Consider the following 25,551-nt stretch of genomic DNA (forward strand, 5'->3'; position numbering starts at 1 on the left):
TCATAGGTTTGGATGGCATCTAGTTTTTCACTAGCGGAACGCTTGAATTTGGACATAGAAAAAAGCTCCTTTCAAAAATAAACAGTTTTTCTTATTTCAACTGTCTACTTTTTGGGGAGCATATCAGTCAGAGACAAACAAGACCCGCTTTCCTGCCTGAATGGGGCAGGAAAACTGGCTTGTGTCTCGCCTGAGGAAAGGGCGTGAAAAGACGAGTGATTCTTTTTTGAGTCAGTCCCTGTTGCGTCTTATCGTCGTTCAACAACGACTTTCCCAATCGTTTTGCCACTTTCGACGAGGCGATGGGCTTCTTTCAAGTTGGCGGCATTTAGACCAATCAATGTCTGCGTGACGGTCGTCTCAAGCGTCTCTTCCTCGAGCCACGTGGCGACTTGTGTCAAGATTTCGTGTTGGCGGATCATGTCTGCTGTCTCGAACAGCGAACGGGTGAACATGAACTCCCAGACGAACGTCGCACTTTTCTGTTGCAATGCACTGAGGTTAAGGTTTTGATCCGTCTCGACGATGCTGCAAATCTTTCCTTGGGGAGCGATGACGTCGACCATCGCATCAAAGTGCTGATCGGTTGCATTCAAACAGAAGATATAGTCGACATAGTGATACCCCAGCTGCTCGAGTTGGGCTCGGAAGTCTTCATGGTGATTGATCGTATGATGGGCCCCGTGTGTTTTGGTCCATTCAATCGTCTCCGGTCGTGAAGCCGTTCCGATGACGGTCAGTCCTGCCTTGTTCGCGAGTTGTGTCGCAATCGAGCCGACACCGCCGGCTGCACCGATGATTAACATCGTCTTATCGAGGTTTGATTTGGCATCAAACGTCAACTGGAGACGGTCGGTCAATGCTTCGTAAGCCGTCAAAGTCGTCAATGGTAGGGCGGCCGCTTCGCTAAACGTCAGCCGTTGCGGTTTTTTGGCGACAATCCGTTCATCAACGAGTTGGAAGTCGCTGTTGGAACCGGGACGGTTGATGGCACCGGCATAATAGACTTCGTCACCAACCGAGAAGAGGGAAGCATGGTCGCCGACTTCAACGACGATACCTGCCGCATCGTAACCGATGACTTTTGGTTCAGTCTCGTCCGTACCGTGGGCCCGGACTTTCGTATCGACCGGATTGACGGAGACCGCCTTAATTTCAACTAACAGGTCGTGTCCTTGCGCGACAGGGCGCTCGATTTCAAGATCAATCAAACTGTTGGCTTCAGTAATCGGTAAATGCTTATGGAATCCAATGGCTTTCATTTGAGTCATATCGATCATCCTTTCGTAAGTAACTATCTTTTGAACTGTTCCACTTGCCTCAAGAAATGAAACCCTCTCTAAAACTAAAAAACTGATTTCCTTCCTGCTGAACGGTCTATTTCATTTGGAAATTTGTAGTAAAATAAATGGCGTATCTACTACTGAAAAAGGAGTCGAATCGTATGCATGATGTCATTTCCTTTCCAGCAGCCCCGACGCAAGCCCTCATTGAACAGTATTTAGTCCATGCCCACCCGCACCCGCGCTCTTACCAGCCTGCAAAATTGATCGCTTTACGACGGGAACAAGGCGTCATGAACCGTCTGTATCGAACGGAACGGGAACTGATCCTTCGTCCGGCTGAAGCAATTGCCCCACAAGTACAACGGTTATCGATGGAGCAACAACGGCGTTTACTCGGTTACGTGGAAGCACGACGCACCAGTTTTGGTTTCGATGAGTCGGCAACCTATAAATTCTACCTGCTGGAAGTGGCGTACGAATTGCGGCATCTCCCACGCACGAGTCAACCACTTCGCGCCCATACGTATTATCAACTCGAAGAACTGCTTTCCGGCAGACCGTTTGTCCTCCATGCGACCGCTCGTTCGCGACACTAAGTCCTACACAAAAAAAGCTGTTTCGACGCTTGAGGTCGAAACAGCTTTTTGATTTAGAGGGCAGGAGTGGGTGTCGGTGCCACGTCCATTTTTGAATAGATCGCATCAATGTCATCGCGGATTTGTTTGATTGGTGTGCCTTGTTGATAGGCGACGATCGATTGAGCCGCGATGTCGAGACATGTCCCACACGTAATGCCGTGTGTCGTCCACGTCGTTTCACCGCTCTGTGTCTGATCCGCGATGAAGCAGTCATAGTTACTCGTATGACCGGCAGATTCCCCGCAACCACAGTAACACGGCATTTTTTCGAGCAAGTCCTGATGTTTCGCGACAGACAGGTAAATCGTCTGAATCGACGAATCGGTCTCTTTTAAAAATGACGGGGCGATTGTCGGAGACGTCGTCCGCTCCAACTGATCAGCACCTGTATGTGAAGCATGTCCTTCATGTTCAGCATGCGCTTCCTGTTTTTCCTGTTCGGCATGTGGGGCGGTCTTTTGTTCCGCCTGTCCACAGGCACCAAGCGCAAGGGTCGCTGATAATGTCGCGATCATCCATCCGTTTTTTCTTACCATTCATATCCCTCCATCGTATATCGTTTCCGTCCTTAGTATACGTTGGATCAGACAGCCGTGCAGAAAAAGCGGGTGGCAATCCGATGACAGTTCTTAGCGGGTCAGTTGTTGTTCGATCGTATCGAAGTTCGCTTCCATCATCGTCAAGTACGTTGAGCCGTCTTTTCCTTTTGCACCCAGCGAATCGGTGTAGAGCGTTCCGCCAATCGGGACACCGGTCTCGCGGGAGACCGTCTCCATGCTTCGGCGGTCGACACTTGTCTCGACGAACAAGACGGGAATGTCCTGCTGCTTGATTAAATCGACGATGCGGCGGACTTGATCGGGTGTTCCCTGATTATCGGAATTGATCTCCCAGATGTAGTCGGCTTTGAAGTCATAGGCGGAACTGAAGTACTTAAAGGCGCCTTCACTCGTGATCAGGTGCCGTTGTTCCTTTGGAATCGCTGCAAACCGTTCTTTGGCTTTTGTATCGAGCGTCTTGAGTTCCTTGATATACGCGGAAGCATTTTTTTCGTAATCCGCCCGATTATCCGGATCTTCCTTAATCAAGCCATCCTTGACGTTTTCGACGTACTGGATGCCGTTGTTCAGATTGAGCCAGGCGTGGGGATCGGTTTCCTGTTCTTTTCCGGCTGCGGTCAAGTACTTCGGTTCGACGCCTTTACTCAGTTGATAGACCGGTGCGTCTTTTCCGTCTTTGTTTGTACTCGAACGGAGTTTGTTGAACCAGGAACCGCCGGCTTCAAGGTTTAACCCGTTATAAAAAACGACGTCGGCATCGGCCATCTTCTGGACGTCCGTCGGCAACGGATCATACTCATGAGGATTGGCACCAATCTTGACCATGCTGTGCACCTCGACGTGTTCGCCGCCGACGACACGTGCCATATCTTCTAAAATCGAATAGGTCGTGACGACCTGCAGTTTTCCTTCGTCCGCGGAATCCGTTGAACAGCCTGCCAGTAAGACGGCGAGACCCGCCAAGGGGATGAATCGTTTGAATGTCATGTCGTGAGCTCCTTTTTAGATGATTTCCATTTCCGGAGCAGACCGTGACGTGGTGAGAACACGAAGACCAGTGCGAACAGGGCAGTCGCGACCAGCACGATTGACGCTCCGGAAGAAAGGTTATAGGTAAAACTAAAATACAGACCAACGATGGAAGAGATTGTGCCGAACCCGGCAGACAGGAAGATCATCCGCGACAACCGGTTCGTCAAGAGATAAGCGGTCGCTGCCGGTGTGATCAACATCGCGACGACGAGGATGATGCCGACTGTCTGCAGCGAGGCGACTGTGACGAGCGTCAACATCGTCATCAGCAGGTAGTGGACCAATCGTGTTGACAATCCATAAGCAGCAGCCATCGTCGGATCAAAGGATGTGACCAATAACTCCTTGTAGAACAGATAGATCGCCCCGAGAACGATGATGCCGATGATCAGTGTCATCCACATATCACTCGGGCGGACGGCGAGGACGTTTCCGAACAGGATGTGGTACAAATCACTGCTGCTGCGTAAGAAGGAAATCAGGATGATGCCGAGCGCAAAGGCAGAAGTGAACAAAATCCCGATCGCGGTATCGTTTTTGATCCGGCTGTTTTGACTGACAAACCCGATTCCGAGCGCCGTCAGCAGACCGGTCACGACCGCACCGATGAAGAAATTGATACCGAGCAGATAGGAAATCGCGACGCCCGGTAAGACAGCGTGGGAAATCGCATCCCCCATCAAGGACATGCCGCGCAGGATGATGAAACAGCCGATGACACCGCAGATGATCCCGACCATGACGGAGGTGATGAGCGCTTTTTGCAGGAAATCATACTGAAACGTCGCTTCGATGAAAGTTAAAAAGTTCATGAGGTGACCTCGACTTTCTGTAAGAAGGCGAGCGGATTGCCGTATGCGCCTTCAATCGTTTTGGCATGTAAAACATCTTTCGGCGGGCCGACGGCAATCAATTGCCGGTTCAACAACATGAGAGTATCGAAGTAATCGGCGGCCTTACTTAAATCATGGTGGACGACGACAATCGTTTTGCCTTCATTGCGTAGTGTCCGTAATAAGTCGATGATGACCCGTTCACTGCCGGCATCGACTCCGACGAACGGTTCGTCCAGTAACAGCAGTTCTGCTTCTTGTGCCAGGGCGCGGGCTAAAAAGACCCGTTGTTGTTGACCGCCCGACAATTCACCGATCTGTCGATTGGCATAGTCCTGCATGCCGACCCGTTCGAGACAAGCAATCGCCAAGGCCCGGTGTTGTTTCGTCGGACGCTTGAACAGACCGAGTTTTGGATAACAGCCGATCAAAACCGCGTCGAGCACCCGAATCGGAAAATCCCAATCGATGGCACTGCGTTGTGGGACGTAAGCGACCCGCGTCCGTGCTTCTTTTGTTGATTGACCCAACAAGGTGATCGTTTTCGCACCGGCCGGAATCAATCCCATGATGGCTTTGATGAAGGTCGATTTGCCGGCACCGTTTGGACCGATGATGCCGACAAGCTGTCCTGCCGTGAAGCGAACGGACAATTTTTCCAAGGCGGTCGTTTCAAAATACGACACGTTTAATTGTTCTACTTCGATTGCGTACATGTGAAGACACTCCTTTCAACTGCTTTAATTTTAGTGTGGAAACAAATGTTTCCTTAGGGCAAGAAAAAGTTTAAAAAAAGAGATTGCCTTATCGCATGGATTGTTCTCCGAACTAATAATGTTTCCTTTAGGCAAATTTTAAGGCGTGACGAAAGAAAAGTCAACTGCTTTGATGGGCGTTCTTTTTGAAAGCATCGTGCTAAGATGGAGAAGGAGAAAACGTGGGGGTGGTAGTATGAGTCAGTCAAAGGAACAACAATGGAAGCTGCTGCTGCTGGATGCGTTGATGAAGGAACGACGTGAAGAAGCACAGCAGGTGATTGAGGAAGTCTATCCGTACGATTTGGCGAAGTGGTATGTCGAGTTGGCGCCAACCGAGCAAGAACGTCTGTTACGCTATCTCGATCATGAACGTTTGGCGGATGTCATCGAGGAACTGGAACTGGAGCAACAGTTGGATGTGTTGCGGCGTCTCGATGTCGAACATGCCGGACACGTCATGGATTTAATGGAAAACGATGATTTGGCAGAAATCCTGGAAGAACTGCCGGACGAGGAAGTGGACCGCTTACTGTCGGGGATGCGACAGGACGAAGCACTGGTCGTCCGGAATTTGCTGACGTATCCGGCAGAGACGGCCGGACGTTTGATGACAAACCGTTTCATCTGGGTGACGGAGGAGTCGACAATCGGCGAGACGGTCGAGAAGATGCGGGATTATATCGAATACTCGGAAACGATCAACTACGTCTATGTTGTCAATCAGCTGAGTCAACTCGTCGGCGTCATCTCGTACCGCGATTTGATTTTGGCGAATAACGACGAACAGATTGCGGACGTGATGGATCGAAAAGTCATCAGTGTCTCGTCGGAGACCGATCAGGAGGATGTCGCGAAGATGTTCGAACGATACGATCTGGTGTCGTTGCCGGTCGTCGAAGGGGAGGTTCTCGTCGGACTGATTACCGTCGATGATGCGCTCGACGTCTTAAGGGAAGAAGCCAATGAAGACATCGAGAAACTATCCGCTTCCGGTAAATCGATTGATTTTGATACAAAACCTTGGGTGGCGGCGTCACGTCGGTTGCCGTGGCTGATTCTGTTACTCTTCATCGGACTCGTCTCGGGATCGATCATCAGTCAGTTCGAGGAGACGTTGTCGAAGGTCGTCGCCTTAGCCTTCTTCATGCCCATGATTGCCGGCATGACCGGAAACACTGGAACCCAGTCCCTCGCTGTCGTCGTCCGCGGATTGATCACACGCGAAGTCGATAAAAAAGTCGTCACCCGGCTGATTCTTCGAGAGTTGCGGGTGGGATTGATCATCGGCGTGACGTGCGGTATTTTGATTGCGATCATCGCCTATGTCTGGCAGGGGGATCCGATTTTGGGTCTCGTCGTCGGCAGTTCGTTGATCATCACCTTGATTTTCGGCACACTGGCGGGAACGATCATTCCGTTGATTTTGCATCGCCTGAACATCGATCCGGCCATCGCATCCGGTCCGCTCATCACGACGTTAAACGACATCCTGTCGTTGCTCGTCTATTTTGGGATCGCGACCGCATTCATCAGCCGTTTGATGTAACACCAAAAAAGTATCGTTCTGCCGGATCTGTTGAGATGCGGCGAAACGATACTTTTTCTTTTTCTCGGGGATAACAGTTAATGTGTCGAAACGTCCAGTTCGTGTAACAGGTTCACCCAACTCGTTTCATATTGTTGATCAGAAAACGGTTCGAGCGCTCCGGCAGCACGTAAGCCCATCGCCTGCCGTGCTTCGGGCTGTGTCATCAATTCGATCGCGGCCTCGGCAAACTGAGCCATGTCGCCTTTTGGAATGAGACGTCCCGTCACCCGGTCTTCGATGATTTCCGCCGGACCATAACAAATATCGTAAGCGATGACCGGGATCCCGTAGCTCATGCTCTCGAGGATCGCCATTCCGAATCCTTCCGATTGGGAGGTGAAGAGCGTTGCGACGGCACCGGCATAGGCTTCCCGCATATCGGTGACGAACCCTTTGAAATGAACATGATCCGTTAAGGCGAGTTCCTTGATCAGGGCCAAGAGATCCTTTTCGAGTTGATCGTTGTAGCCGAATCCATAAAAATCAAGGAAGGCGTTTGGATTATGATCGACGATCAAACGCATCGCGCGAACACTCTCTGCGACATCTTTTTTGATTTGAATTCGTGACACGACGACGAACCGGTTCGGATTGACGGCGTCAGCAACAAGGTTGCCTGCCGCTTTATTCGTAAAGGCATGCGGAATCGATTTGAAAAGCGAATCATGTCCAAATTGCTGTTTCATGTGTGTGGCTTGACGGGGCGTTGCCGTGACGACGGCACTCCATTCACCAATCCGCTTAAACAGCGCATTCCACACACCGCTTATCGTCGCGGTCTCGTCAAACGGCGCGACAAAATGATTACTGTGGCCGAAGGCGATTTTCCGAATGTTCGGATGGGTGACATCCAATACGACGGCATCTAAATTCCGTTTCGGTAAGTTTGGCAGACGATCCCGGAATTCCGAGGACAGCAGGACTGCCGGATATTGAGCCAGCAACTGATTCAGCGCAAACGTGTAGAAGGCGGCCGGATCGTTGAATTGGAACTGTTCGTTTTTTCCGAAGTAAAACAGATGACTCCAATCCACCGAATTGATCTTATGCCACAGTGTTAAGTAACAAGTGCCGTCACCGTGGAGAAATTGACGGGAGACCGGTTTGTTCGTCGTCGCCGAATAATGAATGACTTGGAACAATTGGCCGTGCTCAAGGTATTCTTCCCGTTTTAAGCGGTGGCGCGACTCTGAAAAATAATCGATGAAGACGAGCCGGTCATCGGCGTCAAACCGTATGTACTGGCAGTAGACACCGTTCTCGAACAGACGGTAGGAGTCGTTTTCCGGGCGGCTCGCATCCTCGAAGATGACGAATTGCCGCTGCAATCGTTTCAGCAAACGGGCTTTTGTCTGTTTATCATTCGGTTTTTGCTTAACTAACGTATGGATCAAGTTCGTAACCTGCACACGCTGATCCAACAGATGGAGGTGGACCATCTCTTCCCGGATGCTGTTGATTTGTGTCTGCAACCCGAGGGTCAACAGATGGACGTGACGATCCGGCTCAGCGGCTGCGATCGTGTTCGCCCGCTTGATGACGGCTTTGACGAGACCGCCGCGTTTCGTGCCTAACGTATTTAAGGTGAAAAAAGTTGTTCGCTTCATGGTGTTGGCTGTTTCACCTGTTCAGGTGAAGACAACCTGCACCTCCTCTCTTCTTATCCACTGTCTTGTTCCACTCTACCTTACTTCGTCTGAAAAGGAGAGGGGAACGTTCATCCGTTCACCGAATCCAGACCGCAAGCGGTCCGATGTCATCAAAACCGGCTTCCAGAGCCGTAATCAGCTGATCCCCATACTCATAGCCGACGAGCGGCTGTCCGGGAAAATGGGCGGAACTGAGCCGGATCACATCATCCCACAGCCGTTCGTCGAGATAGTTTGAGGTCAGGTGGGACAGACCGGTCGTCTGTCCGTTCGAATAGGCGATGAATCCCGCTTGTTGCTGCTCGGAAAAAAAGAGCCGGACATCGGAACGTTCAAACAACCTTTGCGGGACATCCTCCGTTTCGAGGATGGCGAAAAAACGTGTTGCTTCCTGCACGTCACGTACGACGGTCCAATCGGCAGGTAAAGCCCGACGATCGAGGATCGGGCGGCGGGTGATCCATTCCGCTGTAAAGAGATGCGTCAAACCGGCACGTGAAAAATCGTAACCGGCCGTACAATCCTTGATGCTCCTGACACCGGACAGATCAAGTTGTTGTTGGTGAGCGCGGACCATCATTTCCGGATAGAGCAGCGGAACATCCCCTTTGGCGACCCAGCTATCCGCCGTTTCCGTCACGGTACACCCATGCAACTCACAGATTAAACGACACCAGTCGAAATTGTTTTGAATGGCAGCTTGTCGCATCGATAACCTCTCCTCCCACTCTTCCGGCTGTTTGATCAAGACATAGGACAGCGTCGCGATCAGCGTCAAAAACAATCCGCATCCGATCGTGATGTACGCCATCGTAAAGATTTTCCCGAGCGTCGTGACGGGGGCAAATGTCGGATGCCCGACCGTACTCAGTGTCGTGATGCAAAAGTAGAGCGCATCGACGACCGATAAATTTTCTTGCGTGCTGTAAAAAATCGTTCCGGAAATCAATGTCAACAGACAGAGAATCAATAATCCTTGGAAGTACGACAAGTGGAACGCACGACGTATTCCTTTGAACAGGCGTGAAAAAATAGCGAACGCGGAAATCATCTGGCCCCTCCTTCATACGGTCGTTGTATCGGATCCAGCGTATCATGAATCCGGTATCCGTTTTTGCCGTTATGTTTGATATGATACATCGCTTGATCGGCATGATGAATCAACGTATCGAGACTGATGCCGTGGTCAGGGGAATAACTGAGACCGATGCTCGTCCGAATCTCAATCAACTCTTCCGCCAAAATAAACGGATTGTCTTGGAATGTCTTTAAGAGTGAAGACATGAACTGATGGAGCTGATCCGGTGTCTGATCATACAACAGTAAAAAGAATTCATCGCCCCCGACACGCGCCGCAAAGCCGAGGGATGCGACTTCTTGTTCGAGTAACCGGGCCATGTGGATTAAGAAGGCATCCCCAATCTGATGCCCGTACGTATCGTTGATGCCTTTGAATCCGTCCAGATCGACGACGACAATCGTAATGCTGATCCGTTTCAACAGTTCTTGTCCCGCTGCTTCATAAAAACTGCGCCGGTTGGCAATCTTCGTCAGTGGATCGTGATACGCAAAAAAGCGAATCGTTTGCTCGGCCTCTTTGAAGGACTGGATATCCCGGATCAACAACATCCCATGGAGTTCCTGTTCGATGAAGACAAAATCGGCATCCATCACGACGTACCGTTCCTGCTGTTCCCGGGTGACGACTTTCGTTTCGTACTCATTGAACTTGCGCTGCGACTGGAAATGGACCTCGTAATGGGCCGTCCAGTCCTGCTGTTTTTTCTCCGGCAGATAATCGGCGAACGGATGACCCAACAAGTCGTGTTCTTTCAGTAACGTATAGGCGGCAGGGTTCGCACTTTCGATCCGGCCGTGCCGGTCGACCAACAGGATCGCGGAAGGATTCAAGTTATACAGCGTCGCAAACCGTTTTTGGTAGGACGCAAGATAATCAAACCGACGCATCGCGATCGTCAAGGCAGCCGCCCAAAACAGTCCGCCGTACATATAGGCGTATGGGGGCATGACGCCGTAAAACGAGTTGTAACCGAAGACGACATCCCAGACAAGGACGATCAGCGCGACACCCAGCAAGACGTTGATGATGCCGCGTCGTGCGTCACGCAAGTGCGTCCGGGCGTAGACGAGGAGGCCGATCACAAGGACGTGGAAGACGTTCCCGACCGTCATCGTGATCAAATAGGACGGATTGAATTCCGGATAGATGAACAGTCCGATCCGGTCGAACTGTTGGCTGTTGATGACGTTCGTCTGAAAGACATAGGTAAACAAGACGATGACCATCGGCAGGTAAAAGATGCCCGGATACAGGAGGCGCGGCATCTTTTTCCACAAGTTCGACACCCGGAAGATGAAATGAAGCGATGTACTGAAGACGAGTAAGCCGGCATTCCCGAACCAATACGTCACAAAAGCCGGACTCATTGCGACCGGTGCGGTATTTCGGAAAAATTCGCCGAGGAATAACATCCCGTAGGCAAAGGTAAACAAGCTCAACAACCGGTGTTGCGAGCGCTTCGGATTCCGCAAAAAGATATCGACCGCCATATAAAACATGATGAACGTCGGAATCAAATAGACGGCTGCGTACAAAAACAAATTCGTCATGAAAAAACCGTCCTTTTGAATAAAATGAATTGGATAGTTTCATTATAGGAGGAAGAAAAGGGTGCAGCGATTTTCTTTTCAACAAAAGGGAAATCAGTCTAAATTTAACGTCAGTTGCCGGGTTTTGACGGTTCCGATCAGACCGGATGGATCGTTCGCCGTTTTATGAGCGACGAATGCTTCATCTTCCGGTGCAGTTCGGACACGTAGCGGCTTTTCGTCTGCGTGGACGAGGTCGAATACCAGCTCGGCGATGTCATCCGCTGACTGCCGGTCTTGATGACGGATGCGATAGGTGCGTAAATAGCTCTCGACAATCGGCTTGAAGTCATCCTCGTGAAGTCCGCCCGTCTGCTCGAGACGGTCGAGGACGCTTGCGGTAAAGTTCGTCTCGACGGCAGCGGGTTCAATCAATGTGACATCAATCGAGAAAAACGGTTTGTAATAGGTGGCGAGACTTTCAAACAATCCTTCGAGAGCAAATTTACTGGCGCAATAAATTTCATTCATCGGCTGACCGACAAGGCCGCTGATGCTTGAAGTCGCGAGCAGATGACTGCCGTGCGGAGCGGCTTTGAGCAGCGGCAGACAACATTCAACCGTCCGCATGACGCCAAAGACGTTGATATCAAACAGTTGATTGATTTCGTAACTCGTTGCTTGTCCGAGCGCCCGCAACAATCCTTGTCCGGCATTACAAAATAAGGCATTCAGATGCCCGACTTCCTGCTCGATGACGGCGACGGCTTGTTTCAGGCTCGCAAGATCGGTGACGTCGACTTCAAGAAAATGCAGATTTGGCACAGCTTGTTGCTCGAGTGCCGGCGTCCATTCGCGGATGCCAGCGTAGACCGTCCATCCCTCCTCAGCGAATCGTGTGGCGGTCGCAAGACCTATGCCGGACGAGGCGCCGGTAATGAAAATCGTACGCATGCGTGATTCCTCCTTTTTAAATCTAAGTCCTAGTTTTCTTTACCCGAATTCAACGAATATATTTTGCGTAAAAATTGCACATTTTAATTTAAAAACTTAAAATAAAGAAAAGAATGGGAGGGAATCTAAATGGCGCAACAGGAACGACTTCAACAAATGCGCGAATGGATCAAAACGACTCCTGAGATTTCACTCGATGAGGTGATGGAAGAATACCGGATTTCACGGGATACGGCGCGTCGTGATCTGATTGCACTCGAGCAGGAAGGCAAGATCATCCGGGTCAAAAACGGCTTGATTCGTGTCGGGACAAACACGACCGTACAATACGATCGACGAACGGAACAACCGGAAAAAAACCGTATTGCCAAACGGGCGGTCCGCTATGTCGAACGCGATCAAACCATCATCTTGGATGCTGCGACGACGGTCGCCCGGATGACGGTTCATCTCCCGGTGCAACCCCTTCACATCGTCACGAACTCCCTCGCGATCGTCGAGCAGGTCGAGGCACGTCCGGAAATCGATTTGTATGTGACCGGGGGAAAGTTTGATCGGCATGCGCGCAGCCTGGTCGGCATCAAGACGGCCGATGATATTTTAAACTATCAGGTCGATCGTGTGTTTCTCGGAGCATGTGGTCTGACGGAGCAAGGCGTGTTTGCTGAAAATCTCGAAGAGGCGATCGTCAAAAAAGCGATGATCCGCAGTGCCTGTGAGGTCATCGTGCTCGCCGACCGGACAAAATTTGAGAAACGTTTTCTGCATAAGGTCTGTGACCTGGACCAGATTGACGTCTTGATCACCGATGAACAACCAACAGACAGATGGCAGGACTGGTTACGTGAAGCAGCAGTCTTGCTCGAAATAGCAGAGGAGGAACAAGCATGACGACGATTCAAACGACACTTGTCGGATTCGGATTTTCAGCCGTGACATTTCATGCCCCATTGATTCAAGCGTTACCGGAGTTTACGGTCCGACAAGTCGTTTCGAGCCAAGCAGAGAAGGTCGCGACGGTCTTTCCGGATGCGGCCGTCATCGCGACGTTAGAGGAAGCACTTCAAGATGAGCAGACGGAACTGGTCATCATTACGACGCCAACCGCTTTACATTTTGACATGGCAAAACAGGCAATCGAGGCGAAAAAACACGTCCTGCTTGAAAAACCGGCGGTCGTGACGATCGAAGAAGCGGAAGAACTGATGCGCCTTGCCAATCAGCAGGGTGTGCGGATCGCAGTTTATCAAAATCGACGGTATGACGGCGATTTTTTGACGATCGAGCAGTTGATTGAAATGAATGAGATCGGTGACTGGCAATGGCTTGAATCGCGGTTTGACCGGTATCGTCCGGTCGTGCGGGACCGGTGGCGCGAACAGAAGGGACCGGGCTCCGGGATTTTATTCGATCTTGGTTCCCATTTGATTGATCAAGCGCTCGCTTTATTCGGCGAACCGGATGCGGTTGTCGGTGATGTCTTGTTCCAGCGTGACGGGGCAGAGACGGATGACGGCTTCCAGATGACGTTGTTTTACGGAAAGCGCCGTGTCGTCTTACGGTCAAACTCCTTTATCCAAGGACCAACCCCGCGGTTTGAGTTACATGCGACACGCGGCAGTTACGTCAAATACGGGATGGATCCGCAAGAAGCCCGACTGGCGTCCGGTCAACCGATTGATCACGCATTCGGACGGGACGAGGAAACGAACTACGGTTATCTGCAGATTGCCGATCAGCCGCCGGAACGGTTGGCGACACTTCCGGGCAACTATCTCGGGTTTTATGAAGCGTTGGCGAAAGGGCTTGCGACTGGAGCGTTACCGGTCGACCTGACCGATGCTTTGAAGACGATGCAACTGATTGAAGCGGTCCGGTTGAGCAGTGAGACCGGACGGAAAATCCTGCGGAAGGAGTGGGAGCGATGAAGCTGACGGAGTTGTTGGCACAAGAGCACACCTTGACGTTACAGAGTTTTACGAATCAGGAGGCACTGCGGGCCGGACAATATGTCATCGAGCGGGCGTTGCAGGAACAATTGTCGGTCGCCGTCGAACTGAAGCGAAACGGACAACGCTTGTTTTACGCAGCACTCGACGGAACGGCACCGGATCAGGAAGAGTGGATTCGCCGGAAATCGAACGTCGTGCTCCGACACGGTCACAGTTCGCTCTACATGCGTCTCTACAATGAGAGCAAGCAACGGTCCTACCACACGATGTACGCCGTCGATCCGGCCGACTATGCCGACGCCGGTGGTTCCTTTCCAATACGTGTCGCAGGAGTTGGTGTCATCGGGACAATCACCGTGTCCGGCTTATCACAAGAAGCGGATCATCAGCTGGCGGTGGATGCCTTGATGTATTTGAATGGGCAAGACAACTAAAACAGGATGGACTGAAAATCGATTGCTATACAAAAGAGGGCGGCAGATTATAATTCTGCCACCCTTGTTTCGTGCAAAAGGAATCACTCTTTCTCTCACGGGCTTTCCTCAGGCGAGACACAAGCCAACTTCCCCGCCTCAATGAGACGGGAAAGTGGGTCTTGTTCGTCTCTGACAGCGCAAGTCAACTTGCGCTTTTTCCTGTAGGAGTCGCGTGAAACGAGTGATTCCTTTTAGGTCAGTCATGTTTTGGATATCATAATCAAGAAGCAATCGAGTCGGAAGCAGGAGCAGCAGCGCGCCGTTTGTTGCCGCGATAAATGAAGAACAAAGCAGCGAGCATGAACAAGAGACCAGCAAATCGTTTGAGATCAAACGCCACTTCGACGCCACCAAATGTCCCGAAGTGATCGAGCACCATTCCGGCAGACAACTGTCCGATGACGGTTGCGATGCTGGCTGCCGTGACACCAATCTTGGGAACAGCGAGAATGATGAGGAACAGATAACTGACGCCGAACCAGACGGCACTGAGTTGCCAGCGTGGGGCGTCAAGCAACATCAGGACATCCCCTTGTCCAAAGAAAAGGACAGCGAGTGCGAGCAACAACATGCCGGTGAAGAACGTCAAGAACGTACTTTCCAGTGCGCCGGCTTTTTGACCAAACGCGCCGTTGATTGAAGACTGGGCGCTGAGGAGTACACCTCCAAGCAGCGTCATACCAAGTAATGCGATATTCATTAAGATTCCTCCTTAAAAAATCAAAAATAGGGCGATGACCATCAGACCGGATGCGATCAACTTATCTTTGTTGATGGCGACCCGTGGACTCCCGAGCCAGCCTTTGTGTTCGATGATCATGCTAGCGATCATCTGACCGATGATGACGCTAATCATCGCCAAGCCGACACCGACGAGCGGAATGCTGATGATGAGAATGGTTAAGTAAATACTTCCGAGCAGTCCGCCGAGCAACGTCCATTTCGGTGCCTTAAACGTGTAGCCGAGCGAGCCTTTTCCGAAAAAGAGCATGATGATGCCGATGATGATCGTCCCGGCAAAGAAATTATAGAAACTGCTCTCGAGTTTGCCGATGCTGTTGCCGAGTTCTCCATAAATCGCGCCTTCGATGCTGAGCGAGATGCCGGCAAGCAAGGCGAACAAGTAATAAATGAATTTCACAATCCGTCACTTCTTTCTTTAACAAATCTATATATCGAGAAATGTCGATATATGAGCAAAGGAAAACCCGTTAGAGTTCTCCCTTGAGGTACTCCGCCAGTTCGCTGATCTTTTGTTCATTTCGCCGATAATAGGTCCACTTGCCGTGACGCTCTGATTCGAGCAGTCCGACTTTTTGTAACATCGCCAAGTACTGGGATACCGTGGATTGGGACAAGTTTGCCTTCTCCTGGATATCACCGACACAAACGCCTCCTTTTTCAGCGGAATTCGTTGACAAGTGAGCGGTCGGTTTACCGAAATGAGTTTGAGGATCTTTGAGCCAGCGTAAGATATCGAGCCGTACTTCGTTCGACAGAGCTTTAAAAAGATCAACTTGATGTGTCATGCCATCAATCTAATCGATAATTTCCGATATGTCAATTCATCGGTTCGCATTGGCGAAAGCGGATTTATCGAGCGCATGCGTAATCTTGTCACCCGTTGCCGGTTGAAATCCAAGTCCTTGATAAAACGGATCCGCCTGCTCGCTGTAGAGAACCAAACGATCATACGTCAAGAAAGCTTCGGACACGATTTTTTCGAGCAGTGCCGTCCCGATGCCGTGCGACCGTGCTTCCGGCAACACATAGACATCGCGGATCCGACCGGTTTTGGTCTGACCGGATTGTTTCATATATCCACCGCAAGCGAGGACCTGATTGGTCGTCGACAAGGCGACGAACATCGCTTCGCCGTTTTCTTGAAAGGTTTCCTGCCGGCGGTTGCGTAACATGTGTTCAACGAACATAAACTCTTCCTGTGAACTTTTGGCCAGCAGCGGAAGCCAGTTGTAGCCGTCAAAATCGTTCACCCGTTCGATTGTCATTTCCATCCGTCATTCCTCCTTCTTCTCCCTGCATTATTCCTTTTTTGACCGCGTCAAAAACCCGATTTGTTTCACAAACAATCTTTTTTTTACGAGAGACTGGATTTTTAAAAGCCATTTTGCGTATAATGAGAAGTAATGGATTGAACGCAAATGAAAGGAAGTGGCCGTCACAATGAGCCTCAGCCGTCTAAGTAAAGAAGAAATTACTGATCTTTCACTGATTAACTTCGTCAATGAAATGCTGCAAGAAGCGGGCGAACAGCCTATCACTTTCGATGACATCACAAAAGAAATCGAAAAATATCATACGTTTACAAATGAAGAGGACAAGTTCGAGAAACTTGCCCAACTCTATACAGACATGAACATCGATGGGAACTTCGTTAACGTCGGAGCCAACCGTTGGTCCCTTCGTGCGTGGTATCCGTTTGACAAATCGGATGAAGATTTGGTCATCGAAGCACGTCAACGTGGAGAACTGGATGAGTTCGAAGAAGAGTTCAACTACGATGCAGAAGAAGATGAATTCGAGACAATCGAAGATGATCTCGATACGTTCGCGAAAACAGCCGATTACGATGCAGCTGACGACAGCGAAGATGATACATTCAAAAAAGTCGCAGTCATCGATGATCTCGACGACGACTTGGATGAAGAAGACCTCGAAGATTTCGAGGAAGATGAAGAAGAAGTTTAACAACCGCAACCTGCTATTTTTGAACATGAAAATAGCAGTTTTTTCGTTGACGGCTGACGACAGCACGCTTGATTTTTGACTTGAAAAAATCTGCTTGACGAAGTTTTCGGAATGACGTAAGTTAGTCATGGGCTTCTTTAAGCAACGTGCTTAATTTCAGCAAAAGTGTCTCCTGTGAATGGGGGCACTTTTGCTTTTTTATTTTTTTACGACCTCTGACAGATTTCTGGACTTGAGAAGGGAGCAATTTAATCATGACAAAGTATATTTTCGTAACCGGTGGGGTAGTATCTTCACTCGGTAAAGGGATCACGGCAGCATCGCTCGCACGTCTCTTGAAAAACCGTGGCCTCAACGTCACGATCCAAAAATTCGACCCGTACATCAACATCGACCCGGGCACGATGAGTCCGTACCAACACGGTGAGGTATTCGTAACGGATGACGGCGCTGAAACTGACCTTGACCTCGGTCACTACGAACGTTTCATCGACATCAATCTCAGTCAGAATGCGAACGTCACGTCAGGCCGCATCTACTCGACGGTCCTCAAAAAAGAACGCCGTGGCGACTACAACGGTGGAACGGTTCAGGTCATTCCGCACATCACGAACGAGATCAAAGACCGCGTTTTCCGTGCCGGAAAAGAGACGGGTGCTGACGTCGTCATCACAGAGATTGGTGGAACAGTAGGGGATATCGAATCGCTTCCGTTCATCGAAGCCATTCGCCAGGTGAAAAATGACATCGGGAAAGAAAATGTCATGTATGTGCACTGTACACTCGTTCCGTATCTGGCAGCTGCAGGTGAGCTGAAGACGAAACCGACGCAACACAGTGTCAAGGAACTCCGGAGCTACGGAATCCAGCCGGACATCATCGTTCTTCGTGCGGAGCATGATGTACCGCAAGAAATGAAAGATAAAATTGCCCTCTTCTGTGACACACGTCCGGAAGCCGTCATCGAAGCGAAGGATGCGTCAACGCTTTATGAGGTACCGCTCAACTTGCAACGTCAAGGCATGGATCAACTCGTCTGTGACTACTTCAAGTTCGATACACCATCTGCTGACATGACAGCTTGGAAACAACTTGTCCATACCGTGACACACCTCGAGAAGAAAACGAAAATCGCACTCGTCGGGAAATACGTCGAATTGCGTGATGCGTACATCTCGGTTGCAGAAGCGTTGAAGCATGCCGGTTTTGCGTTCAACAGCGACATCGAAATCGACTGGATCAATGCGGAAGACGTCACGCGTGAGAACGTCCAAGAACTCCTTGGATCAGCAAACGGAATTCTCGTTCCCGGCGGATTCGGCGAACGCGGCATCGAAGGAAAAATCGAAGCAACCCGTTTCGCACGCGAAAATAACGTTCCGTTCTTCGGTATTTGCCTCGGGATGCAACTGGCGACAGTTGAATTCGCCCGTAACGTCCTGAACTTACAAGGGGCGCACTCGGCGGAAATCGATCCGGCGACACCATACCCGATCATCGATTTGCTTCCGGAGCAAAAAGACATCGAAGATTTAGGCGGAACGCTTCGTCTTGGTCTTTATCCATGTAAGCTCGAGGAAGGTTCGAAAGCACGTGCCGCATATTCAAGCGAACTCGTGTATGAACGTCACCGTCACCGTTATGAGTTCGGCAACGAATTCCGCGAGCAGTTCGAAGCGAACGGTATGATCTTCTCCGGTACGAGCCCGGATGGCCGTTTGGTCGAAATCATCGAGATTCCAGAACACAAATGGTTCGTTGCGTGTCAGTTCCACCCGGAATTGATTTCACGCCCGGAACGTCCGCAAGCTCTTTTCCATGACTTCATTCAAGCATCACTTGGTGAGTAAGCGTCAAGGATTGGAATCGAAAACCTGTCTCCCGTGTGGAGGCAGGTTTTTTATGTTTTGTTGGAATTTGAGGATTCAAAGACGCGTGTAAAACTTATCTGCTATAATGATAGCGAATTCATTCCTACAAATTTACGTGGAAGGTGTAGATATTGATGGCTCCAAAGTACAAACAAGTAGCAGAACAAATCGAGACGGATATCGTAAATCACGTCTATCAACATACGAATAAGTTATTGACGGAAGATGAATATGCCACGAAGTACGGCATCAGCCGCAACACCGTCCGAAAGGCAATCGAGATCCTCGTCAATAAAGGATACGTCTATCAAGTGCAGGGCAGCGGCGTGTTCGTCCGCGATCATTACAACAGTGATTACGTCAACCTCGAGAAACTCCAAGGATTGACGAGTGACTTCAGCGGGCGCAAAGTCGAGACACGTGCCTTGGCGTTTGAACAGACGACGGCGAACGAAGAGGTGGCGGAACGGATGAAGTGTCCCGTCGGCACGCCGGTCTATTACGTCAAGCGTCTGCGGTTGGTCGACGATCATCCGTTTTCGGTCGAGGATTCGTACTTCCGTAAAAATCTTGTCGTCTATTTGGATGAAAACATCATTCAAAAGTCGATTTACAACTATTTACGCAATGACCAGAAGCTTGCGATCGGCTTTGCCGACCGAGTCATCTACGCGGACTTTTTGAATGCGGAAGACGCCGTGTTGCTTGAGTTAAAAGAAAACGATCCGGCGCTGCTCGTCGATAATACGGTCTACTTAACGAACGGTCAAATCTTTGACGTCTCGCGGGCGACCCATCATTTCCGGCACGTCAAAATGTTGAAAGTCTCGAATATTAAATCTTGAACGCCGGCGGGAGGAATCTCTCACCTGCGTTTTTTTTGTTCACATTTTATTCAAGAAGAAAGGGTTTACATAAATTTTCGCACGTGCTATTATCAATTTGTAGAATTTGTACCTATGAATTTTAGTTATCCATACAAAAGGAGAGATACCATGGTTTCTGAAACGATTGAAATTACACCGGAAGACATCTTCGGTCTGATTGCCCTCTCGGGAGACGCGAAAGCAAGTTACCACCACGCGATGCTTTTGATGCAAGAAGGAAAAGTAGATGAAGCGAATGAAGCGGTCAAAACGGGAGATGCGACTTTAAAAGAAGCGCACAGCATTCAAACGAAGTTCGTCACACTTGAAGCACAAGGAAAAACGGCTACGGTCGGTGTCCTGATGGTACACGCGCAAGATCACTTGATGAATACGATTCTTGTTAAAGAAATGCTCGGATACATGATGCACATGCAAAACGAAATCAACCAACTGAAGGGAATGGATCAAAAATGATGAAAATCGGATTATTCTGTGCGGCAGGTATGTCGACAAGTATGTTAGTGGAAAAAATGAAAGCGGTTGCCGCTGAGCGTGGACTCGAAACAGAAATCGCAGCCTACCCGGAATCAGAAATGGAAACGTATGTCGACAACTTGGATGTTGCGCTGCTCGGACCGCAAGTTAAATACTTGCTCGCAAAAGGCAAACAGATCTGTGAACCAAAAGGTGTGCCGATTGATGTCATCAACACGATCGATTACGGCATGATGAACGGAACAAAAGTACTCGACCACGCATTGAAGCTCGCAAATAAATAAAACGGGGTGACGACTTTGAAAATGCCTAAACATTTCCTGTTTGGTGCAGCATCGGCTTCTTACCAAGTCGAAGGTGCATGGAACGAGGACGGGAAAGGCGTCTCGAACTGGGACGTCTTCTCGAAAATTCCTGGAAAGACTTTTGAAAATACAAACGGTGATGTCGCGATTGACCATTATCACCGCTATAAAGAAGATATCGGACTGATGGCAGAGATGGGGCTGGAATCATACCGGTTCTCGATTTCATGGCCACGGATCTTCCCAAACGGCACAGGCGAAGTAAACGAAAAGGGCCTCGAGTTTTACAACAACGTCATCGATGAGTGTTTAAAACACAACATCGTCCCGTTCGTGACGCTCTATCATTGGGATTTGCCGCAAGTCCTTGAAGAACAGGGCGGCTGGCGGAATCAAGCGACAGTCGATGCTTTCGTCCGCTTCGCTGATATTTGTTTCGAAGCGTTTGGTGACCGTGTCCGCAACTGGATTACGTTTAATGAGACCGTCATCTTCTGTTCGCTCGGCTACTTGTCAGGCGCACACCCGCCAGGCATCGAAGGCGATGCGAAAGCCTATTTCCAGACGACGCACAATGTTTTCGTCGCCCATGCCCGTTCCGTCGAACGCTTTAAGCAAGCCGGATACGAAGGGGAAATCGGCATCACGCACGTCTTTAACCCGGCTTTCAGCATCGACAACGAGGCGGACAACAAATTCGCCGAGATGCATGCGAACGAATTTGCGACGCACTGGTTCTACGATCCGATCTTAAAAGGGACGTATCCGGAATACGTCGTCAAGCAACTGGAGCAACAAGGTCTCCTGCCGGACTGGACACAAGACGAACTCGACGTCCTCAAACGGACGGCTCCGATGAATGATTTCATCGGTCTCAACTACTATTGCCCGCAACGTGTCATGAAAAATGATACAGCACTCGTCATGGCGGGTGGTCGCGAAAATTCGACCGGTCGTCCGGGTAATCCATCGTTTGACGGTGTTTATAAGACCGTTCTGATGGACGATAAAGTGTATACGAAGTGGGGTTGGGAAATTGCACCGGATGCCTTCCTCGATGGACTTCGGATGCTACAAGCCCGTTATGGCGACGTCAAAATCTACATTACAGAGAACGGTCTCGGTGATGTCGATCCGATCGTCGGCGAAGAAATCATGGATACACCACGAATCGAGTACATCGAGAGCCACCTCCGCGCCGTCAAACACGCGGTCCAGGAAGGAATCAATGTCTCCGGATATTATGCGTGGTCGGTCATCGATCTCCTCAGCTGGTTGAATGGTTATAAAAAACAATACGGTTTCATCTATGTCGACCATGAAAATGGTCTTGCCCGCAAAAAGAAACAGTCGTTCCATTGGTACAAAGAGATCATCGCCACGCGCGCTGAAGACCTGTAAGGAGGTTTCCGAATGAGTCGTCTAGAAACCGTATTCGAAAAAGTGACCCCGGCGTTTGCCCGTTTTGCGAATGCCAAACCCGTGCTCGCCATCAAGGATGGATTCATCCTGACGATGCCGATGACAATCATCGGGTCACTGTTCCTGTTAATCTTAGCCCTGCCGATTCCGGGCTGGGAAAAGTTCATGTCCGGTCTCTTTGGAGCCGATTGGACGTTGCCGTTGACGCAAGTCGTCGGAGCGACGTTTGATATCCTTGCCTTGATTGGTGTATTCGGAATTGCTTATTCCTACGTCAAAAATGAAAAAATCGAAGGGGTACCGGCTGGGATCCTCGCGATCATCTCGTTTTTGATCATCACCCAAGCATCCGTTCTGTCGGAATCAGGAGAAGTCGTCAAAGGCGTCGTCCCGAAAGTCTGGACAGGTGGACAAGGTGTCATGGCGGCGATCGTCGTTGGATTGGTCGTCGGTTTCATCTACTCGCAGTTCATCAAACGCGGCATCAGCATCAAGATGCCGGCTGGTGTTCCGCCCGGTGTCGCGAACTCGTTCTCGGCGCTCGTACCGGGATTAGCCGTCATCACGTTGTCTGTCGTCACGTTTGCCGTGTTCCAGGCATTTGCAGACCGGACGTTCACGGAAGTCATCTATGACGTTCTCCAAGCGCCGATTCAAAACTTGACGGATACGTTGGCTGGAGCTGTTCTCATCATGGTCCTCATGTCCGTCATGTGGTGGTGCGGGATTCATGGTGCCGCCATCATCATGGGAATCATGGGACCGCTGTTGACTGCCAACGCGCTGCAAAACCAAGCGATCATTGACTCGGGGAAAGAACTGGTTGTTGGCGGAAATGCGAACATCGTTACGATTCAATTCCTTGATGTCTTTACGAAACTCGGCGGAACCGGAATTACGATCGGTTTCATCATCGCAACGTTGATGGTTGCCCGGTCGGCGCACTTGAAGCAACTGGGTAAGTTGTCGCTTGCCCCAAGTTTGTTTAACATCAATGAACCCGTCATTTTCGGGATGCCGATCGTCTTTAACCCGATCATGTTCATCCCGTTCGTCATCGTCCCTGCCATCGCATCATTCATGGTCTACTTCACGATTCTGTGGGGCTGGGTCGAACCGTTTAATGCCTTGCAGGTCCCGTGGACGACACCCCCGATCATCTCCGGTTTCTTGATCGGCGGATGGCGTGCTGCCTTGTTGCAAATCGCAACGATCGCCATGTCAGTCGCGATTTATCTGCCGTTCGTTCGGATGCAGGATCAGCTGTCATACGGCGAAGAAGTAAAAGCGCAGGAAGATCAAGCTTCGGCTTGAGAGAATCCATCAATTTAGACGCAACAAAACCGAGTAGGTATTCTCTAAAAGCAGAGAAACCTACTCGGTTTGTCGTTACAGATAAAACAGTTTAGAAGTGCTTCCTAATACTATAGAAGAAAAGCGTCATTCCCACTCTTCCGTCATCTCTTGTAATTGCGTCAGGATATGCGTCAACAGGAACGCGCCCAGTGCAAGACTCGGCAAGCCGTGACGGGAACCGTCTTCAGCCGGAAGCAGACCTTTGTTGAATTTCAAGGCGAGCGGTGCAATCGACCGTTCGAGTGTCTCGGTCACGTCGCCGAGCGTGATGATCGCGTACGGTGTGTGCCACGCATCATAACGGGCGAGAGACGCCAGCAAGTCGGACCGTTCCGTATCCGGTGTGAAAATCAACACTCGGTCGACGGCATGTAATGTTTTATGATCTTTGATTTTCGTGACCCGTTTCATCTGATCCGGACCGTCGGACAGCATCGGATAGAGACCTTCAAATTCACCGTACGCATCGAGATAGACTTTCCCTTGACCGACGAGCGCCTGAGCCAGCAGACGGACGACATCGAATAATTCGTCTTCTTGTTTTGTAAGCGTTTGTAATTTTCCGTTGAACTGAGTCGCTAAAATTTTCATCATTTTGAACATCCTCTCTAACTTTCTGTCAAGGATAGTATATAGCAAGTTTTGCTTTCATGTAGAATGGAAATAACTAGAGGAGGAGTGTGGGACATGAAAGGGAGATTGCTGATCGCGGAAGATGAACCGGGGATTCGGAATTTATTGGCCCAATTGTTTCGGGCACAGGGCTACACGACAGACGTCGCTGTAGACGGCTTAGAGACGATTGAACGCCTTAAAGAGGCGGATTATGATTTATTGTTGATGGATGTCAACATGCCGGGACGGACCGGTCTTGAAGTACTGCGTCACCAAGACGAGGTCGGACGACGGGTTCGGACGATTTTGATGACGGCACTTGGGGAAAAAGAAGCAATGGAAGAAGCGAAGCGACTGGGCGTCGTCGCCTTCTTCGGAAAGCCGTTTGACATCTTTGAATTAAAAAAAGAAGTGACTGTGCAAATTTCGAGCGATGTAAGCGGTTAATCCTTCACGTCGTCGTCACAATCCTAAATTCGGAGCGAAATGCTGTACGTTCAAGCGAATCAGTGTGTTATAATCAGTCTGAAAATGCACGTTTACGTGTAAGTAGCGATCAAAACAGAGGAGGATGTCATTATGCCATTAGTATCTATGACAGACATGTTAAACAAAGCTCTCGAAGGTAAGTACGCAGTAGGTCAATTCAACATCAACAACCTCGAGTGGACTCAAGCAGTACTCGGTGCGGCTCAAGAAGAGCAGTCACCAGTCATTCTTGGAGTATCTGAAGGTGCAGCACGTCACATGGGCGGATTCTACACAGTTGTTAAAATGGTAGAAGGTCTCGTTCACGACATGAAAGTAACAGTTCCTGTTGCAATCCACCTCGACCACGGTTCGAGCATTGAAAAATGTAAAGAAGCGATCGACGCTGGATTTACATCTGTAATGATCGACGATTCACATAGCCCGATCGACACAAACATCGAAACAACAAAAGCTGTTGTTGAGTATGCACACTCGAAAGGTGTTTCAGTCGAAGCAGAAGTTGGAACAGTTGGCGGACAAGAAGACGACGTTATCGGCGATGTTATGTACGCGAAACTTGACGACTGCGTTCGTATCGTTAAAGAAACTGGTATCGATACGCTTGCTCCTGCACTCGGTTCTGTTCACGGACCATACAAAGGTGAACCAAACCTTGGTTTCACTGAAATGGAAGAAATCCGTAACGCAACGGACCTCCCACTCGTTCTTCACGGTGGAACAGGAATCCCGACACACGATATCGAAAAAGCAATTTCGCTTGGTACTTCGAAAATCAACGTCAACACGGAAAACCAAATTTCGTTCGCGAAAGTGGTTCGTGAAGTCTTGGCTGAGAAACCAGAAGCATATGACCCACGCGTATTCATCGCACCAGGTCGCGAAGCAATCAAACAAACAGTCATCGGTAAGATGCGTGAGTTTGGTTCAAGCAACAAAGCTTAATTTTTCGTGCCCAAAACACGGTAGACATTCGTCTATCGTGTTTTTTTCATCTGTTTCAGCAGATTGTTTTGGAAAACGTTAGGACTTCTCGGGGAAAAAATTTATAATAGAAGAGTAAGCGATTTCAAGGGATATTTTA

At 49.8% G+C, this 25,551-nt stretch carries 27 protein-coding genes and 1 pseudogene; 14 read left to right on the forward strand and 14 right to left on the reverse strand.

The window, feature by feature from the left end; genetic code table 11:
* Positions 1-248 precede the first annotated feature (248 nt).
* Positions 249-1,271: a zinc-binding alcohol dehydrogenase family protein gene (locus tag KNP87_RS10810; RefSeq protein ID WP_214721659.1), complete on the reverse strand. Its 1,023-nt coding sequence runs from the start codon at positions 1,269-1,271 to the stop codon at positions 249-251.
* Between the two features lie 173 nt (positions 1,272-1,444).
* Here KNP87_RS10810 and KNP87_RS10815 point away from each other — a divergent pair, with 173 nt between their 5' ends.
* Complete coding sequence (locus KNP87_RS10815) at positions 1,445-1,882, forward strand: hypothetical protein (RefSeq protein WP_214721660.1); 438 nt, start codon at positions 1,445-1,447, stop codon at positions 1,880-1,882.
* Between the two features lie 53 nt (positions 1,883-1,935).
* On the opposite strand, the gene KNP87_RS10820 is transcribed toward KNP87_RS10815, so the two are convergent.
* The 4 genes from KNP87_RS10820 to KNP87_RS10835 form a co-directional block, all read right to left on the reverse strand.
* The gene (locus KNP87_RS10820) at positions 1,936-2,460 is read right to left on the reverse strand and encodes a PCYCGC motif-containing (lipo)protein (protein WP_214721661.1); all 525 of its coding nucleotides are present in this window, start codon (positions 2,458-2,460) and stop codon (positions 1,936-1,938) included.
* 93 nt (positions 2,461-2,553) lie between these two features.
* Entirely contained in the window at positions 2,554-3,471 is a 918-nt protein-coding gene (locus KNP87_RS10825) for a metal ABC transporter substrate-binding protein (protein ID WP_214721662.1), read from the reverse strand.
* Entirely contained in the window at positions 3,468-4,328 is an 861-nt protein-coding gene (locus tag KNP87_RS10830; protein WP_026831856.1) for a metal ABC transporter permease, read from the reverse strand. The genes KNP87_RS10825 and KNP87_RS10830 overlap by 4 nt, the downstream gene beginning before the upstream one ends.
* Positions 4,325-5,065 carry a metal ABC transporter ATP-binding protein gene (locus KNP87_RS10835; protein ID WP_119924009.1) on the reverse strand — a complete coding sequence of 247 codons (741 nt, stop codon included), beginning with the start codon at positions 5,063-5,065 and terminating at the stop codon, positions 4,325-4,327. The genes KNP87_RS10830 and KNP87_RS10835 overlap by 4 nt, the downstream gene beginning before the upstream one ends.
* A 235-nt stretch (positions 5,066-5,300) precedes the next feature.
* Between KNP87_RS10835 and mgtE the strand changes: the two genes are divergently transcribed.
* On the forward strand, positions 5,301-6,653 hold the full coding sequence (gene mgtE / locus KNP87_RS10840) for a magnesium transporter (protein ID WP_119924008.1): 1,353 nt from the start codon (positions 5,301-5,303) through the stop codon (positions 6,651-6,653).
* A 77-nt stretch (positions 6,654-6,730) separates the two neighbouring features.
* Here mgtE and KNP87_RS10845 read toward each other — a convergent pair whose 3' ends face one another.
* The 4 genes and pseudogenes from KNP87_RS10845 to KNP87_RS10865 form a co-directional block, all read right to left on the reverse strand.
* Entirely contained in the window at positions 6,731-8,302 is a 1,572-nt protein-coding gene (locus KNP87_RS10845; RefSeq protein WP_214721663.1) for a glycosyltransferase, read from the reverse strand.
* Positions 8,303-9,071: 769 nt separating this feature from the next.
* A pseudogene (locus KNP87_RS10855) lies at positions 9,072-9,395 on the reverse strand (potassium channel family protein); the annotation flags it as partial.
* A complete protein-coding gene (locus tag KNP87_RS10860; RefSeq protein WP_214721664.1) occupies positions 9,392-10,975 on the reverse strand; it encodes a sensor domain-containing diguanylate cyclase in 1,584 nt (527 codons plus the stop codon). The gene KNP87_RS10860 and the pseudogene KNP87_RS10855, both read right to left, overlap by 4 nt.
* A gap of 93 nt (positions 10,976-11,068) precedes the next feature.
* Positions 11,069-11,908, reverse strand: coding sequence for an SDR family NAD(P)-dependent oxidoreductase (locus KNP87_RS10865; protein WP_214721665.1), 840 nt, complete (start codon positions 11,906-11,908; stop codon positions 11,069-11,071).
* Positions 11,909-12,037: 129 nt separating this feature from the next.
* Here KNP87_RS10865 and KNP87_RS10870 point away from each other — a divergent pair, with 129 nt between their 5' ends.
* From KNP87_RS10870 to KNP87_RS10880, 3 genes are read left to right on the forward strand one after another with little or no spacing between them, the layout of a single operon-like run.
* Positions 12,038-12,799, forward strand: a complete 762-nt coding sequence (locus KNP87_RS10870; RefSeq protein ID WP_214721666.1) for a DeoR/GlpR family DNA-binding transcription regulator — start codon at positions 12,038-12,040, stop codon at positions 12,797-12,799.
* The gene (locus KNP87_RS10875; RefSeq protein ID WP_214721667.1) at positions 12,796-13,836 is read left to right on the forward strand and encodes a Gfo/Idh/MocA family oxidoreductase; all 1,041 of its coding nucleotides are present in this window, start codon (positions 12,796-12,798) and stop codon (positions 13,834-13,836) included. Before KNP87_RS10870 ends, KNP87_RS10875 begins: the two co-directional genes overlap by 4 nt.
* Positions 13,833-14,294, forward strand: coding sequence for a heme-degrading domain-containing protein (locus KNP87_RS10880; RefSeq protein WP_214721668.1), 462 nt, complete (start codon positions 13,833-13,835; stop codon positions 14,292-14,294). The genes KNP87_RS10875 and KNP87_RS10880 overlap by 4 nt, the downstream gene beginning before the upstream one ends.
* A 262-nt stretch (positions 14,295-14,556) precedes the next feature.
* Here KNP87_RS10880 and KNP87_RS10885 read toward each other — a convergent pair whose 3' ends face one another.
* The 4 genes from KNP87_RS10885 to KNP87_RS10900 all read right to left on the reverse strand — a co-directional run bounded on the left by KNP87_RS10885 (position 14,557) and on the right by KNP87_RS10900 (position 16,351).
* A complete protein-coding gene (locus KNP87_RS10885; protein ID WP_214721669.1) occupies positions 14,557-15,036 on the reverse strand; it encodes a DMT family transporter in 480 nt (159 codons plus the stop codon).
* Between the two features lie 12 nt (positions 15,037-15,048).
* Positions 15,049-15,477 carry a DMT family transporter gene (locus tag KNP87_RS10890; RefSeq protein WP_026831868.1) on the reverse strand — a complete coding sequence of 143 codons (429 nt, stop codon included), beginning with the start codon at positions 15,475-15,477 and terminating at the stop codon, positions 15,049-15,051.
* Positions 15,478-15,547: 70 nt separating this feature from the next.
* On the reverse strand, positions 15,548-15,865 hold the full coding sequence (locus KNP87_RS10895; protein ID WP_026831869.1) for an ArsR/SmtB family transcription factor: 318 nt from the start codon (positions 15,863-15,865) through the stop codon (positions 15,548-15,550).
* A 36-nt stretch (positions 15,866-15,901) separates the two neighbouring features.
* Positions 15,902-16,351, reverse strand: a complete 450-nt coding sequence (locus KNP87_RS10900; protein WP_026831870.1) for a GNAT family N-acetyltransferase — start codon at positions 16,349-16,351, stop codon at positions 15,902-15,904.
* Between the two features lie 169 nt (positions 16,352-16,520).
* On the opposite strand from KNP87_RS10900, the gene rpoE reads away from it, so the two are divergent.
* The 7 genes from rpoE (at position 16,521) to KNP87_RS10935 (ending at position 23,321) form a co-directional block, all read left to right on the forward strand.
* On the forward strand, positions 16,521-17,045 hold the full coding sequence (rpoE, locus tag KNP87_RS10905) for a DNA-directed RNA polymerase subunit delta (RefSeq protein WP_026831871.1): 525 nt from the start codon (positions 16,521-16,523) through the stop codon (positions 17,043-17,045).
* 254 nt (positions 17,046-17,299) lie between these two features.
* Entirely contained in the window at positions 17,300-18,895 is a 1,596-nt protein-coding gene (locus KNP87_RS10910) for a CTP synthase (protein ID WP_026831872.1), read from the forward strand.
* Positions 18,896-19,050: 155 nt separating this feature from the next.
* On the forward strand, positions 19,051-19,761 hold the full coding sequence (locus KNP87_RS10915) for a GntR family transcriptional regulator (RefSeq protein WP_026831873.1): 711 nt from the start codon (positions 19,051-19,053) through the stop codon (positions 19,759-19,761).
* 150 nt (positions 19,762-19,911) lie between these two features.
* Positions 19,912-20,259, forward strand: a complete 348-nt coding sequence (locus KNP87_RS10920; protein ID WP_026831874.1) for a PTS lactose/cellobiose transporter subunit IIA — start codon at positions 19,912-19,914, stop codon at positions 20,257-20,259.
* On the forward strand, positions 20,256-20,564 hold the full coding sequence (locus tag KNP87_RS10925) for a PTS sugar transporter subunit IIB (RefSeq protein WP_026831875.1): 309 nt from the start codon (positions 20,256-20,258) through the stop codon (positions 20,562-20,564). Before KNP87_RS10920 ends, KNP87_RS10925 begins: the two co-directional genes overlap by 4 nt.
* Before the next feature lie 15 nt (positions 20,565-20,579).
* On the forward strand, positions 20,580-21,986 hold the full coding sequence (locus KNP87_RS10930; RefSeq protein ID WP_214721671.1) for a glycoside hydrolase family 1 protein: 1,407 nt from the start codon (positions 20,580-20,582) through the stop codon (positions 21,984-21,986).
* Between the two features lie 12 nt (positions 21,987-21,998).
* The gene (locus KNP87_RS10935) at positions 21,999-23,321 is read left to right on the forward strand and encodes a PTS sugar transporter subunit IIC (protein ID WP_026831877.1); all 1,323 of its coding nucleotides are present in this window, start codon (positions 21,999-22,001) and stop codon (positions 23,319-23,321) included.
* Positions 23,322-23,447: 126 nt separating this feature from the next.
* Here the strand turns inward: KNP87_RS10935 and KNP87_RS10940 are convergent, their stop codons facing one another.
* Positions 23,448-23,957, reverse strand: a complete 510-nt coding sequence (locus tag KNP87_RS10940) for a DUF2529 family protein (protein WP_214721672.1) — start codon at positions 23,955-23,957, stop codon at positions 23,448-23,450.
* Positions 23,958-24,050: 93 nt separating this feature from the next.
* On the opposite strand from KNP87_RS10940, the gene KNP87_RS10945 reads away from it, so the two are divergent.
* Together KNP87_RS10945 and fba are read left to right on the forward strand one after the other, a co-directional pair.
* Positions 24,051-24,425: a response regulator gene (locus KNP87_RS10945; protein WP_026831879.1), complete on the forward strand. Its 375-nt coding sequence runs from the start codon at positions 24,051-24,053 to the stop codon at positions 24,423-24,425.
* Positions 24,426-24,557: 132 nt separating this feature from the next.
* Positions 24,558-25,412 carry a class II fructose-1,6-bisphosphate aldolase gene (gene fba, locus KNP87_RS10950; RefSeq protein WP_026831880.1) on the forward strand — a complete coding sequence of 285 codons (855 nt, stop codon included), beginning with the start codon at positions 24,558-24,560 and terminating at the stop codon, positions 25,410-25,412.
* Positions 25,413-25,551 lie beyond the last annotated feature (139 nt).

Origin of the sequence: Exiguobacterium sp. s192, from assembly GCF_018618795.1 — a bacterium.
Classification (GTDB): domain Bacteria; phylum Bacillota; class Bacilli; order Exiguobacteriales; family Exiguobacteriaceae; genus Exiguobacterium_A; species Exiguobacterium_A undae.